Raw genomic sequence first — 13,705 nt, forward strand, 5'->3', positions numbered from 1 at the left:
ACTTTTTTCTTTTATTTTGTTAAGAAAGAATGTGCAGTGGTGTCTTGTTCATCTTCTCCAGATTTTTTAAAAATCTGCAATTGTTTTGTCCAATAGTATGTCCAATAACAACAAATACAAATAAATATCCAATTGATAATATTTGCTCCCCACCAATTTGTTAATTCTAAACTTCTTAAAAAGTCCATTGGTACAAAAAGTACTTCAACAAATAAAAATTGTATTGCTTCGAAAAATGCTTTCATTTTTTTATTATTATATTTACACTACAAAAATATAAAATATCTTTATGATTGCAAGTCTTTTTAGTAAAACTCGACCAATAAATTACGCATTAGTATTAATAATGTTGTTTTCTTGCTTTTTTTTGTACCAATTTCAGATTTCAAATGAAGATTTCCCTTCAGGTGATCTGTTTTCCAAAATTATTGTTTTTCTATTGCTTTTGTTGTCATTTTTTTTAGTGAATTTCATTTCACTTAAAAACACCTTAACACAAAACGATAATTATGCAATTCTTTTGTTTCTCGTCTTTATATTATTATTTCCATCGATACTTAATAACATCAAAATTGTGTTATCAAATGTGTTTTTGCTATTAGCTTTAAGAAGGTTGATTTCATTAAAAACATTAAGTTCATCAAAAGAAAAAATATTTGATGCTTCTTTCTGGATTTTCCTTTCTGCTATTTTTCACTTTTGGAGTATTTTGTATATTGTTTTAGTATTTATTTCAATTATTTTTCACTCTGGAAAAGAGTTTAAAAACTGGATTTTACCATTCGTGTCATTCCTCTGTGTTTGGATTTTATATATAGCTACTAGCTTATTTTTATTTGGGAACTATTCTATTAATAAGGCTGTTTTTCAGGTAAGTTTTAATTTTTTTGATTTTAAATCCGTGTATCAAAATATGGCATTGTCTTTATTTGTCTCTATTGGCGTATTGTTTTTTGCTTCTCAAACAATCGACTATCAAAACAAACCTTTAAATATGCAGTCATCTTACAAACAAGTATATTTTGCTTTTCTTTTAGCTGTGGGTATTTATGTTTTTTCAGCAAATAAATCTAATGAGTTACTAATCTATACTTTTGCGCCTTTAGCCATTTTAGGGGCAAATATGTTTGAAAAAATGGAAAACTCTATTTATAAAGAAGTCTCTTTATATTTGTTGTTAGGCGTAGGTTTGTTTTTCTTTTTTGTTCAATTATAATTTAGTTCCATAGGCCAAATCGCCGGCATCACCTAAACCAGGAACAATATAGTTTTTTTCATTTAATTTTTCATCTAATGAAGCTACCCATAAATGGCAGTTTTTCGGAAGATTTTCTGTTATATATTTAATTCCTTCAGGAGCAGCAATAACTACAGCAATATGGATTTCTTTTGGCTGATGCGTGGTTAAAATTTTGTTTAAAACCGCCACTAATGACTGCCCAGTTGCTAACATCGGGTCTACTAAAATTAACGTTTTATCATTTATGTTTGGCAAGGCTTGGTATTCTACTAAAATATCGAAATTTTCATCCGAATTATAATGATTTCTGTAAGCAGAAACAAAACCATTTTCTGCAGCATCAAAATAATTTAAAAACCCTTGATGAAGTATCAAACCAGCTCTTAAAATGGAACACAATACTACTTCTTCAGCAATTTTTGTAGTGTTTTTAATACCTAACGGAGTAGTAATAGCGATGTCACTATATATTAGTTTTTTACTAATCTCATACGCCATGATTTCGCCAATACGTTCCATATTTCTTCTGAAACGCATACTGTCTTTCTGAATGGTTACTTCTCTAAGTTGTCCTAAAAAATGATTTAAAACACTGTTTTCTTCGGAAATATAATGAATGTTCATATGAGATATTTTGTAATTTATGGTTAAAAGTACAAAAAATCCTTATTTTTGTAAATTAAATTAGAAACTATGTTTGCAGAATTTGCTTTTCCTATTTTTGAACAAGCTATAAAAAAGTATCATATTATTGATGATGTGTATCAACCAGTAGTTAATCCATACGAAAAAGGTTCGGTTGAACATTTATTGTATGCTAAAAACTGGGTAGATACGGTGCAATGGCATTATGAAGATATTGTGCGCGACCCAAATATTGATCCCGTTGCAGCGTTAGATTTAAAAAGAAAAATTGATGCTTCTAACCAAGTCAGAACAGATATGGTAGAATATATTGATGGTTATTTTTTACAAAAGTACGCACACGTTCAAGTGAAACCAAATGCAAGAATTAATACCGAAAGTCCAGCTTGGGCAATTGATAGATTATCAATTTTAGCTTTGAAAATTTACCACATGAATGAAGAAGCTACTCGCGAAGAAGCCACTGCTGAGCACCGAGCAAAATGTCAAGAAAAATTAAATGTATTGTTAGACCAAAAAAATGATATGTTTATTTCTATTAGTCAATTAGTGGAAGATATTGAAAATGGTGATAAATTTATGAAGGTGTACAAACAAATGAAAATGTACAATGACGCTGATTTGAACCCAGTTTTGTATCAAAATAAAAAATAAATGTCTTCACACATTTTAGTTATTCGGCTTTCAGCTATGGGCGATGTTGCTATGACAGTTCCTGTACTGAGAGCTTTTTCTTTGCAATATCCCAACGTAAAAATTACCGTTGTTTCTCGTCCGTTTTTCAAACCTTTTTTCGATGATATTGAAAACACAACTTTTTTTCCAATTGATTTAAAGGAAAGACATAAAGGTTTTTTAGGACTTTTGCGTTTGTTTTCCGATTTACGAAAATTAAATATTGACGCCGTTGCCGATTTACACAATGTATTACGATCAAAAATTATAAGAACACTATTTGCTTTGAATGGCAAAAAAGTGGCGGCGACCGATAAAGGCAGACAAGACAAAAAAGCCCTTACAAAATTAGCTATCAAAACCATTTCTCCAACAAAAACAATGTTTGAAAGACATTGCGAAACGTTTGAAAAATTAGGTTTTCCTTTACATTTAGAATCACCTACATTTCCAGAAAAAGTTATTTTATCTGACGATATAATAAAGATTACGGGTAAAAAAGAAGAAAATTGGATAGGGATAGCACCTTTTGCTCAATACGAAAGCAAAGTCTATCCGTTAGATTTAATGCAACAAGTAATTGATGAATTAGCAAAAATCGCTTCAAATAAAATTTTGTTATTTGGTGGAGGTAGCGAAGAAATTAAGAAGCTAAATCAGCTAAAAAACAATCACGAAAACGTACTTGTTTTAGCCGGAAAAACCAATTTAAAAGAAGAATTAGCCATAATTTCCAATTTAAATGTAATGTTATCTATGGATTCTGGAAATGCGCATATTGCCGCTATGTTGGGCGTAAAAGTGATTACACTTTGGGGCGCTACACATCCTTTTGCAGGATTTCAACCGTTCCATCAACCAGATTTTTGTCTGACTTCAGATAGAAAACTATATCCATTTTTACCTACTTCGGTATATGGAAATAAAAAAGTAGCAGGCTATGAAAATGCAATGCGAAGTATTTCTGTGGAAAATGTTGTTGGAAAAATTAATTTTGTTTTAAACCATTAAGGAATTAAGGTTCATTAAGTTTTATGCTTAATTTTCTTAATTCCTTAATGGTTTAAAAGACTCACAAATAAACCTGATTGTCTTTACAAATTTCTAAAATATAACTTTTTAAATTAGAAATAGTTGCTTGATAATTTGGTGCTTCATAACCAAAACGTTCGTGTTCCATTTGCTCTTTTTCAACTTCATTACAACCCTTTATAATTTCCCTAATAATATCTAACAAAATAAGTTGTTTGTCTTGTTGTCTATCAAATTTATAAGCAACAATTTCATCTTGTAATTTTTCGCAATATTCAACCAACTGGATAACTTCTGGTTCGCCCAACAAGTCGCTATTTTTTTTGAATATTTCGTATAAGTTTTTCAAGGGTTTGAAATTTTTACTATAACAAGACTTTAGACTTTATGACATTAAAACTTTAGACTATTTAAATATCATCAAAATCAATTTTAATTTCAGAGGTTGTTGGCACGGCTTGACAAGCTAAAACCAATCCTTCAGCTACTTCATTATCTGTTAAAATTTGGTTTTTCTTCATCGTAGCGCTTCCTTCTGTCACACGACAAATACAGCTGCTACAAATACCGCCTTGGCAAGAATAAGGCACGTCTAAACCTTGTTTTAAAGCTGCTTCTAAAATGGTTTGTTGTTGACTCATTTCAAACGAAACTTCATCAGCATCTACTGTAATTGAAATAGCTGTGTGACCTTCATTTCCAGACACAACTTTGTTTTCTGAGGCAGTTGAAGTGCCAAATAATTCAAATTTAATGTCTTTTTCAGCTACATTGTTTTCTTTTAAAGTCGCCGTAACTACTTGTATCATTGCTTCTGGTCCGCACAAATAAAACTTAGAAAAGGTTTTATCGGAATGTTTGGTTTTTAAAACAGTATTTACAACATTTTTGTCAATTCTACCAGATAATTCGCCAGCAATATTGGCTTGACTATACACAAAATGGACAAAAAATCGACCTAAATTTTTTAATTGAAGCGCCTTTAATTCCTCGTGAAATATAGTTTCTGATTCGTCTTTGTTGCCATAAATTAAAACAAAAGTACTATTTGGTTCTTCTTCTAAGACACTTTTTGCAATCGATAAAACAGGCGTAATTCCGCTACCAGCTGCAAAAGCGGCATAGCTTCTTTGATGTTCTTGTTTGGCTTCAAACGTAAATTTTCCTTCAGGAATACTGACTTCTAACAAATCGCCAACAGCTAATTTTGTGTTGGCAAATTTCGAAAAAGTACCGTTTTTTACTTCTTTTACTGCAATTCGCATTTCATCACTTTTTGGCGAAGAACAAATAGAATACGCTCTACGAAGTTCTTTCCCGTCTAAAGTTAGTTTTAAGGTTACATATTGCCCAGCTATAAATTGGTAAGCTGATTTTAATTCTTGTGGAATATTAAAAACGATTGAAACTGCATTTTTTGTTTCTCGTTTGATTTCTTTTATTGCTAATTTATAAAAATCCATTTTTATTTTTTTACAAAAATACTATTTATTAAGAATATAAAAGTTAGTGAAAAGAAAAAAGAAACTAAAAAAATATACTTAAGAATGTTATGCATAAGAAAATTATGTATATATTTGCATTTGAAATTTTAACTAAAATGAAAAACTCACAATTATATAAAGGCAGTTTGAATACCATTATTATGAAGCTTTTAGAAGAAAAAGGCAGAATGTATGGTTATGAAATTACGCAAAAAGTAAAGGAAATCACTAAAGGTGAATTAAACATTACGGAAGGCGCCTTATACCCTGCTTTGCACAAATTAGAAGCCGATGGTTTATTAGATGTTGAGGTAGAAAAAGTAGACAATCGCTTAAGAAAGTATTACAAACTTACCGAAAAAGGCACCACAGAAACCGTAAATCGTTTGTCTGAATTGGAAGAATTTATCAAAAATATGCAGACTATTGTAAATCCTAAATTGAGTTATTAAGATGAAATTGACAGTAGAACAAATAGCAAAAATAGATGAAACTTTAGTGTTGAACGGAGTTGTTTATGACGACATAAAAATAGAATTGACGGACCATATTGCTTCAGATATAGAAGAAGTAATGATAAACCAAGATGTTGATTTTAAAACAGCACTAATTAATTCTTTTGATAAATGGGAAGCACAGCTACGACCAGCTTCAAACGCGTTTTGGACACCTTTTTGGTTAAATGGCCCCAAATTATTTATAGATAAATGGGTTAAAGAATCAAAAAAGCAATCTTTCTATTGGTTGTTATTAAGTGTATTTATTACTTTCACAACTGTTTGGATAATAATGCAAAATAAATCAAATAAGTTTTTAGTCCAATTAGAACAAGGATATGAAATACTTTTAATTGTGTTAATTGTATTTTTATTTATCGGAAGGTATTTCGTCTACAAATCTGAAACCAAAACAATTTTCAGTTATATGTTTAATGTTCATTGTGTGTGTTCAGTTCTTATTTTGGCAATCCAATTAATTAGTATAGAATTCGATTGGTATTATATTTTTGCGATGAATCAAAAGTTTACTATGAATCGATTATTTTTCAATGTTTTCCAAAATATTTGGTATATTGTTTATTCAATTTATTCGTTTTATTTTTTGTTAAATCATTTTCAATTCGAAAGGAAATTATCCAAAGTTTAAACTATGAAACTAACCAACACACAACTCGACTATATTGACCGTTTTTTAGAACAGCACCAACTCGATTTTTTAGATTTTAAATTGGAGTTAAAAGACCATTTAGCGACTGCAACCGAAGACATAATGGAACAAAACAAATTGTCTTTTGAAGAAGCATTTCTGATGGCAAGTCAATTATGGAGAAAAGAATTACAAGTTAAAAAATATTGGTTAATCAGTAACGAGCGGTTATTTCCTAGTTTTGTAATTCAGAAAATAAAATATAAAGTAGCCTTTCATTATGCTTTGGTTTTGTTAGCGGCGCTAATTTTTAGTTTCTTTTTTACTTTTTCTAAATCAAATGAAAATATTTTGCTATTCAAATATAGTGTCGGATTTTGTGGCATTTTCTATTTTCTGTTGCGACGAATTATGAATAATAAAAGCGTTAAAACTAGTTTTCGATTTCATTTTGATTATTTTCATTTCCCAGTTTTGTTGGTGTTTTTTTACTTTATAATTTTCCAAATTTCGTTTACTTATGCTTACTTTATTGGATTTTTAGTCTTAGCTAATTTTCCTTTTTCTGCTTATTATTTCGTAAAACACCAACAGTTTATTAAAAAATATAAATTGATATGAAACTAACCCCCGAACAAATAGACCGCTTATATCAATTCACGCGCCAACATTACGTGGAATATTACGATTTACAAACGGAATTAGTTGATCACTTAGCCAATGCAATTGAGCAACAATGGCAAGAGAATCCGAAATTAACGTTTGAAGAAATCTTACAAAAAGAATTTAAAAAATTTGGTGTTTTTGGGTTTATGGATGTGGTTGAAAAACGCCAAGCGGCCTTAAACAGAAAATACAACGGAATCATTTGGAATCATTTTAAGGCATTTTTTACAATACCTAAAGTTATTTTAACAACTACGTTAGTTGGGTTAACCTACTTTTTTTTAAATATCTCATTATATAAAGCAGATGTTGTACTTATTGCTTTTGTAATTATTATTTTAAGCTTTTATTTTTTTATTATATATTTTGGATATAAAAACAAAAAAGCAAATGCTGCAACGCACAAAAAATGGCTATTAAAAGAAATTATTTTGGGACGTTCTTCTATCGTTGGAATGATTTATTTACCAATTCAAATTATGCTGCATTCAGAAAAAGTGTTAGAGAATTCTCTTGGTGTTTTAGGCATTAGTTTTCTTCTCGTTTCTTTGATATTAATAGAATACATTATGGTTGTAGAAATCCCTAAAAAAGCAGAAGCGTATCTAAAAGAAACTTATCCAGAATATGCTTTAGAAAATGGTAATTAAACATAAAGCCTACTCATAAAGTAGGCTTTCTTTATTATTCCATAAACAACGCTCTTAACTCCGTTGCTTCACTGGGTTTCATTTTTCCAGCAAGTACCAAGCTTAACTGTTTTCTTCTTAGTGCGGCGTCGTAACGTTGTATTTCTAATTCGGTTTGTGGTTCAATGGGTGGCACAGGAACTGGACTTCCAGTTTCGTCAACGGCTACAAACGTATAAATGGCTTCGTTGGCTTTATTTTTAATACCAGATTCTCTATCCTCAATCCAAACATCAATAAAAATTTCCATAGAAGTATTGAAGGTTCTCGATACTTTCGACTCTACCGTAACCACGCTTCCTAACGGAATGGCTCTGTTAAACGCCACGTGATTTACCGAAGCCGTAACGCAAATTCTTCTCGAATGACGACGCGCAGTAATACTTGCGGCTCTATCCATTCGCGCTAATAATTCGCCACCAAATAAATTGTTTAATGGATTGGTTTCACCAGGCAACACTAAATCGGTTAATGTTGTAACGGAATCTGAAGGATATTTGTTTTGCATTATTTTTTTTACAAAGATACTAACTCTGATTTAAAAAAAGGGTATAAAAAAATCCCAAATTGGGATTAGTCTATTAGCAACCAAGCGTCAACGCTATCTTTTGCTTTTATTTGAATTTTTAAATTTTGAGCTTCAGTTAAATTAGAAAAACTACCAAAAGCAACAGGAATTAAACCGTATTTGTTTTCCGTCAATAAATGCGCTTCAAAACCTTTTGATATTAAATCATTCATAGCTTTAATCGCATTTTGTTTGCTTCTAAATGCACCTGCAACTACGTGGTATTTTTCGGTATGTGATGCTTCTAAAGTTAAATCAACAGCGTTTATTGGATTTGGAATCACAAACGTAGCCTCTTGAAGTTTTTGATTTATTTTTTCTTGCACCGTTTTTTCTACGATACTTGTTTGTTGTTCAATCGTGTAGTCAAAATACATTTTGTAACCATACGTTCCTGCAGAGGCAAAAATGGCCACAGCTGCAGCGTATTTCATCCAGTTTTTTGTACGATTTTTTCCATTTAATGGAATAACTGGCGTTTCTTCTTCCGAGGTAGCATCAACTGAAACAGGCGTTTCAATTTGATGCGCAACTTCTGAAGTAACTTCTGATTGAATTTGATTTGCTCTTGCTATTTCTGGCGAATTAAAACCAGCCAAACCAAAAGAATCTGTCAAATAATTAATTGCTGTATTCGGCTTGAAAACAAAATTATGTTCTGAATTTGAAAAAATTTCACCAATATTTTCTAATACTAAACTTTCTTTATTTTCTAATTTTTCTAACCAAAAAACAACTTGAGTTTGAATTTTACTTACTGCGTTTTCGTAACTAATTTTTTCTTGTAATGCGATATGATTGGCCAATAAACCATCATTGTTTTTTATATGAGAATTAAAAGAAATTACTTTTTTCGGCGGTACAAACGAATTTTGAGCCGCAATAACTTGCGCAGATTGCCATTCGCATAAAAACGCTCCAAAACCCGGAACGCCTACGCATTGGTATCTGTACAACAATTCTGAAATGTATTTTTCTATTTTCATCTATGCAAAATTAAGTATTCAAGCCCAAAAACAAAATTTTATTAACAATTTTTATTAACAATTTAAAAATAAATTTTCTTCGTTTTGCGGTTTTTTATAAAATTACTAAAAAAATAAATATATTTGTAGGATATATTATACGCCATGTTACATAACGAATTATTACACACGCTCGCACTCTTAAAAGTGGAAGGAATTGGTGATGTTGTTGCCAAAAAACTAATTAAACAATGCGGTTCTGCTGCTGCGGTATTCCAAACCTCTAAAAAAGCATTTGTTGCCATTGACGGCATAGGTGATTATCTCTACAAAAATTTACAAGAAAAAAAGATTTTTAATTTAGCGGAAAACGAACTTCGTTTCATCGAAAAAGAACAAATTTCTTATGCTACATTTGAAGACGATTCGTACCCAGAACGCTTAAAACATTGTGCCGATGGTCCAACTGTTTTATTTCAATCAGGTGCTATTAATTTGCAAAATAAAAGAGTAATTAATATCGTAGGAACCCGTCAAATTAGCCCTTATGGAGTCGCATTTACCAATACACTTTTGGAAGATTTAGCACCATTGAACCCAATTATTGTTAGTGGTTTTGCCTATGGAGTTGACATTGTGGCACATCAAGCGGCAATGCAAAATAATTTACAAACTATTGGAGTTTTGGCTCACGGTTTGAATCAAATATATCCAAAATCACATAAAAAGTATATTTCTCAAATGGAGCAAAATGGCGGTTTTATGACCGAATTTTGGAGTACTTCAAATCCGGATAGAGAAAACTTTATCAAACGAAATAGAATTGTAGCAGGTATGTGCGAAGCTACTATTGTAATTGAAAGTGCCGAAAAAGGCGGCTCATTAATTACAGCTAATATAGCGAATGATTACAACAGAGATGTATTTGCTGTTCCAGGAAGAATTACCGATAAATTTAGCCAAGGATGTAACAATTTAATAAAAACCCAGCGCGCCCATTTATTGAATAGTGTAGCCGATTTAGTATATATTTTAAATTGGGATATTGATACGAAAAAAGAAAGTAAACCCATCCAAAAACAACTGTTTGTTTCCTTGACGGAGGAAGAACAAAAAATTTATGACTATTTAGTAAATAAAGAAAATGAATTGATGGATATTATAGCATTAGATTGCGATTTCCCTATTTTTAAAATTTCTTCTTTATTATTAAATATGGAGTTAAAAGGCGTTATTAGACCTTTGCCAGGGAAGTTGTTTGAAGCAGTGTAGGTTTAAATAAAAATTTCACAGATTAGCACGAAACTAATTTGTGAAATTTGTGAAAATCGGTGTGGCATATTTTATAAAAACCCTAATTTTTCTCGTACTCTTTTTAATACGCCATCCGCTACTTTACCTGCTTTTCTAGCTCCTTCAAAAAGTAATTTATCTACTTCTTCAGGGTGGTTTATGAAGTAATTATATTTTTCTCTTTCGGTTTTAAATTTTTCAGTTATTAAATCAAAAAGCGCTTGTTTGGCGTGTCCAAAACCATAATTTCCAGCTAAATATTTGGCTTTTAAATCTGCAGTTTGTTCTGGCGAAGCTAATAATTTATATAAGCCAAACACATTACAAGTATCTGGATTTTTAGGTTCTTCTAAAGGTGTACTATCGGTTTCAATGCTTTTTATTTGTTTTAAAAGCGTTTTATCGTCTACAAAAATATTGATGAAATTATTTCTTGATTTACTCATTTTATGCCCATCTGTTCCCGGAATAATCATAATTTGCTCATCTATTTTTGCTTCTGGTAATACAAAGGTTTCACCCATTTGGTGATTAAATCTTGAAGCTACATCACGAGTAATTTCAATATGTTGCAATTGGTCTTTCCCTACAGGAACAAAGTTAGCATCATACAATAAAATATCGGCAGCCATTAACATCGGATAAGAAAATAATCCCGCATTAACATCGTCTAGTCTGTCGGCTTTATCTTTAAACGAATGGGCTAATGTTAAACGCTGAAACGGAAAAAAACAGCTCAAATACCAAGAAAGTTCAGCCGTTTGAGGCACATCAGATTGGCGGTAAAAAACTACACGATTTGTATCTAAACCACAAGCAAGCCAAGCAGCAGCTACACTATAGGTGTTTTGTCTTAATTCTGCACCATTTTTGATTTGCGTAATCGAATGCAAATCGGCAATAAAAAGAAAAGATTCGTTATCAGGATTTTTTGCCATTTGAATAGCAGGTAAAATTGCGCCTAATAAATTACCTAAGTGTGGTGTTCCTGTGCTTTGAATTCCGGTTAAGATTTTTGCCATTTTGATTCTTGTTTTTGCAAATGTAAGTTTTTAAGTAAAAAGAGCCAAGTAAAAAGGTGCAAGTAAAAAGAATAAGTTTTTTAAAATTGTTTACTTTTGAAAATCGAATACTATCTGAGAAATGAAATTATTAAAATATCCGTTTTGGTTGCTATACCGTATCTGGTTTTACCTATTGGTATTGCTGCCTATAATACTGTTATTTCCTCTGATATTAATTACTATTTTAAGCGGAAAAACATATCCGTTGTTTTTTAAAATTGCACGACTTTGGGCTCGAGTTATTTTAATTGGAATGGGATTTAGATATTCTATAAAAGGCACTGAAAATTTTGAAGCAGGTAAAAGTTATATGTTGGTAGCCAATCATACTTCAATGACGGATATTATGTTGATGTTGTTAGCTGTAAAAAATCATCCGTTTGTATTTGTAGGGAAAAAAGAATTGGTTAACATTCCTATTTTTGGATTTATTTACAAACGTGTTTGTATTTTGGTTGACCGAGAAAATAGTAAAAGTCGTTTCGCTGTTTTTGAACGCGCACAAAACAGAATTCAACAAGGTTTGAGTATTTGTATTTTTCCTGAAGGCGGTGTGCCTGATGAAAGTATACTTTTAGATGAATTTAAAGATGGTGCTTTCCGAATTGCAATTGAACACCAACTCACAATAATTCCGTTAACTTTTTATGATAACAAAAAACGATTTTCGTACACGTTTTTTAGCGGTTCACCAGGGAAAATGAGAGCCAAAATTCATCCACCAATAGAAACAATTGGAAAAACGATGGACGATAAACTTCACTTAAAACAACAAGTTAGAGACATCATTTTAACCGAACTTCAAAAATAATAAGCATAAAAAAACGCCTAATTAGGCGTTTTTTTTATTGTACTACAACTGAAAATTCTTCATAAAGATTAACTCCATTGGCATCTTTACCTTTCCAAAATTTTAAAAGGTACGTACCAGCTGTAGCGGGCTTAAATCTTAAAATTTTCGTTTGTAATTGATTTAGCAATGGCAAACAGCCTTGTTCTTCTATCACGTAATTTAGTACGGCAATTGTTCTATTAAAACCGTCTCGGGTGTAATAAAAACCTTCAAAACCGTGACAACTAGAAGGTCTTGAATAGGTAACTTCTATTTCATTTACGGTATTTGCAGTAAAGGTTGTAGGCAAAACTACCGTTTCCACAGGTACTAATTCTAAACGAACTCTTGGCCCATCAGGTTCTTGTGTACAAGAGATAGATAGTACAAAAATACAGATAAGTGCTATTAGTTTTTTCATAATACAACTTTTTAAAAATTCCGAATCTTCAATTTGGTTTTAATCAAAAAACCATCCTAAAAAGGATGATTTTTTGTGTTATGCGTTTTGTTCTTTTAGTAATTCTTTAATTTTAACTTCTAACTCATCCATTAATTCTGGATTGTCTTTTATTAATTGTTTTACAGAATCTCTTCCTTGTCCTAATTTGGTTTCACCATAACTAAACCAAGAACCACTTTTCTTAATAATTTCAAAATCTACAGCTAAGTCTAAAACTTCACCAACTTTAGAAACCCCTTCGCCATACATAATGTCAAATTCCGCAGTTCTAAAAGGCGGCGCTACTTTGTTTTTTACAATTTTCACTTTCGTTCTGTTTCCAATAACATTGTCGCCATCTTTAATTTGCGAAGAACGTCGGATATCAATTCTTATCGAAGCATAAAACTTCAATGCGTTTCCACCGGTTGTAGTTTCTGGACTTCCAAACATTACCCCAATTTTATCTCTCAACTGATTGATAAAAAACACGGTACATTTTGTTTTATGAATGGTTCCTGTTAATTTTCTTAACGCTTGCGACATCAAACGGGCGTGTAATCCCATTTTACTATCACCCATATCGCCTTCAATTTCACTTTTTGGCGTCAATGCGGCAACCGAGTCAATTACTACAATATCTACAGCACCTGAACGAATTAAACTTTCAGCAATTTCTAATGCTTGTTCTCCGTTATCAGGTTGAGAAATAATTAAATTATCAATATCAATACCTAATTTTTCCGCATAAAAACGGTCAAAGGCGTGTTCTGCATCAATAAATGCGGCAATTCCTCCTGCTTTTTGTGCTTCTGCTATGGCGTGTAAGGTTAGGGTCGTTTTACCAGATGATTCTGGTCCGTAAATTTCGATAATTCTTCCTTTCGGATATCCATTTACACCCAATGCAATGTCTACGCCTAAAGAACCTGACGAAATGGTTTCTACTTCTTCTACAGCAGAA

General features: G+C 31.4%; 18 protein-coding genes. 9 read left to right on the top strand and 9 right to left on the bottom strand.

The features are described 5' to 3' along the window. Positions 1-11: 11 nt before the first annotated feature. On the bottom strand, positions 12-245 hold the full coding sequence (locus tag ACIQ11_RS00155) for a uracil phosphoribosyltransferase (RefSeq protein ID WP_396151678.1): 234 nt from the start codon (positions 243-245) through the stop codon (positions 12-14). Between the two features lie 44 nt (positions 246-289). Between ACIQ11_RS00155 and ACIQ11_RS00160 the strand changes: the two genes are divergently transcribed. Next, positions 290-1,216 (top strand): DUF6427 family protein, encoded by a 927-nt coding sequence (locus tag ACIQ11_RS00160; protein ID WP_396151680.1) that lies wholly within the window; start codon positions 290-292, stop codon positions 1,214-1,216. On the opposite strand, the gene upp is transcribed toward ACIQ11_RS00160, so the two are convergent. Next, entirely contained in the window at positions 1,211-1,864 is a 654-nt protein-coding gene (upp, locus tag ACIQ11_RS00165; RefSeq protein WP_396151682.1) for a uracil phosphoribosyltransferase, read from the bottom strand. The genes ACIQ11_RS00160 and upp overlap by 6 nt on opposite strands. Positions 1,865-1,933: 69 nt before the next feature. Here upp and ACIQ11_RS00170 point away from each other — a divergent pair, with 69 nt between their 5' ends. Together ACIQ11_RS00170 and ACIQ11_RS00175 are read left to right on the top strand one after the other, a co-directional pair. Next, the gene (locus tag ACIQ11_RS00170; protein WP_396151684.1) at positions 1,934-2,539 is read left to right on the top strand and encodes a DUF4254 domain-containing protein; all 606 of its coding nucleotides are present in this window, start codon (positions 1,934-1,936) and stop codon (positions 2,537-2,539) included. After that, the gene (locus ACIQ11_RS00175) at positions 2,540-3,571 is read left to right on the top strand and encodes a glycosyltransferase family 9 protein (RefSeq protein WP_396151686.1); all 1,032 of its coding nucleotides are present in this window, start codon (positions 2,540-2,542) and stop codon (positions 3,569-3,571) included. Between the two features lie 61 nt (positions 3,572-3,632). On the opposite strand, the gene ACIQ11_RS00180 is transcribed toward ACIQ11_RS00175, so the two are convergent. Both ACIQ11_RS00180 and ACIQ11_RS00185 read right to left on the bottom strand, forming a co-directional pair. Then, positions 3,633-3,941 carry a hypothetical protein gene (locus ACIQ11_RS00180; RefSeq protein ID WP_396151688.1) on the bottom strand — a complete coding sequence of 103 codons (309 nt, stop codon included), beginning with the start codon at positions 3,939-3,941 and terminating at the stop codon, positions 3,633-3,635. A gap of 61 nt (positions 3,942-4,002) precedes the next feature. After that, positions 4,003-5,055 (bottom strand): 2Fe-2S iron-sulfur cluster-binding protein, encoded by a 1,053-nt coding sequence (locus ACIQ11_RS00185; protein WP_396151690.1) that lies wholly within the window; start codon positions 5,053-5,055, stop codon positions 4,003-4,005. Between the two features lie 137 nt (positions 5,056-5,192). Here ACIQ11_RS00185 and ACIQ11_RS00190 point away from each other — a divergent pair, with 137 nt between their 5' ends. The 4 genes from ACIQ11_RS00190 to ACIQ11_RS00205 are packed head-to-tail and all read left to right on the top strand — an operon-like array spanning position 5,193 to position 7,538. Continuing rightward, a complete protein-coding gene (locus ACIQ11_RS00190; RefSeq protein ID WP_396151692.1) occupies positions 5,193-5,528 on the top strand; it encodes a PadR family transcriptional regulator in 336 nt (111 codons plus the stop codon). Position 5,529: 1 nt separating this feature from the next. Next, positions 5,530-6,222, top strand: a complete 693-nt coding sequence (locus ACIQ11_RS00195; protein ID WP_396151694.1) for a hypothetical protein — start codon at positions 5,530-5,532, stop codon at positions 6,220-6,222. Between the two features lie 3 nt (positions 6,223-6,225). Then, complete coding sequence (locus ACIQ11_RS00200) at positions 6,226-6,843, top strand: hypothetical protein (protein ID WP_396151696.1); 618 nt, start codon at positions 6,226-6,228, stop codon at positions 6,841-6,843. Then, positions 6,840-7,538: a hypothetical protein gene (locus ACIQ11_RS00205; protein ID WP_396151698.1), complete on the top strand. Its 699-nt coding sequence runs from the start codon at positions 6,840-6,842 to the stop codon at positions 7,536-7,538. Before ACIQ11_RS00200 ends, ACIQ11_RS00205 begins: the two co-directional genes overlap by 4 nt. 34 nt (positions 7,539-7,572) lie before the next feature. Here ACIQ11_RS00205 and ACIQ11_RS00210 read toward each other — a convergent pair whose 3' ends face one another. Both ACIQ11_RS00210 and ACIQ11_RS00215 read right to left on the bottom strand, forming a co-directional pair. Then, the gene (locus ACIQ11_RS00210; protein WP_396151700.1) at positions 7,573-8,085 is read right to left on the bottom strand and encodes an acyl-CoA thioesterase; all 513 of its coding nucleotides are present in this window, start codon (positions 8,083-8,085) and stop codon (positions 7,573-7,575) included. Positions 8,086-8,150: 65 nt separating this feature from the next. Then, positions 8,151-9,131: an SPOR domain-containing protein gene (locus ACIQ11_RS00215; RefSeq protein WP_396151702.1), complete on the bottom strand. Its 981-nt coding sequence runs from the start codon at positions 9,129-9,131 to the stop codon at positions 8,151-8,153. A gap of 144 nt (positions 9,132-9,275) precedes the next feature. Here ACIQ11_RS00215 and dprA point away from each other — a divergent pair, with 144 nt between their 5' ends. Continuing rightward, entirely contained in the window at positions 9,276-10,382 is a 1,107-nt protein-coding gene (gene dprA, locus ACIQ11_RS00220) for a DNA-processing protein DprA (protein ID WP_396151704.1), read from the top strand. 71 nt (positions 10,383-10,453) lie between these two features. Here dprA and trpS read toward each other — a convergent pair whose 3' ends face one another. Further along, on the bottom strand, positions 10,454-11,425 hold the full coding sequence (gene trpS, locus ACIQ11_RS00225; RefSeq protein WP_396151706.1) for a tryptophan--tRNA ligase: 972 nt from the start codon (positions 11,423-11,425) through the stop codon (positions 10,454-10,456). A 121-nt stretch (positions 11,426-11,546) separates the two neighbouring features. On the opposite strand from trpS, the gene ACIQ11_RS00230 reads away from it, so the two are divergent. After that, positions 11,547-12,278, top strand: coding sequence for a lysophospholipid acyltransferase family protein (locus ACIQ11_RS00230; protein WP_396151708.1), 732 nt, complete (start codon positions 11,547-11,549; stop codon positions 12,276-12,278). A gap of 34 nt (positions 12,279-12,312) precedes the next feature. Here ACIQ11_RS00230 and ACIQ11_RS00235 read toward each other — a convergent pair whose 3' ends face one another. Further along, positions 12,313-12,720 carry a hypothetical protein gene (locus tag ACIQ11_RS00235; RefSeq protein ID WP_396151710.1) on the bottom strand — a complete coding sequence of 136 codons (408 nt, stop codon included), beginning with the start codon at positions 12,718-12,720 and terminating at the stop codon, positions 12,313-12,315. A gap of 78 nt (positions 12,721-12,798) precedes the next feature. Next, the coding region (gene recA / locus ACIQ11_RS00240) for a recombinase RecA (RefSeq protein ID WP_396151712.1) at positions 12,799-13,705 on the bottom strand (907 nt) is incomplete at its 5' end.

Source organism: Flavobacterium sp. (assembly GCF_044361065.1).
Taxonomy (GTDB): domain Bacteria; phylum Bacteroidota; class Bacteroidia; order Flavobacteriales; family Flavobacteriaceae; genus Flavobacterium.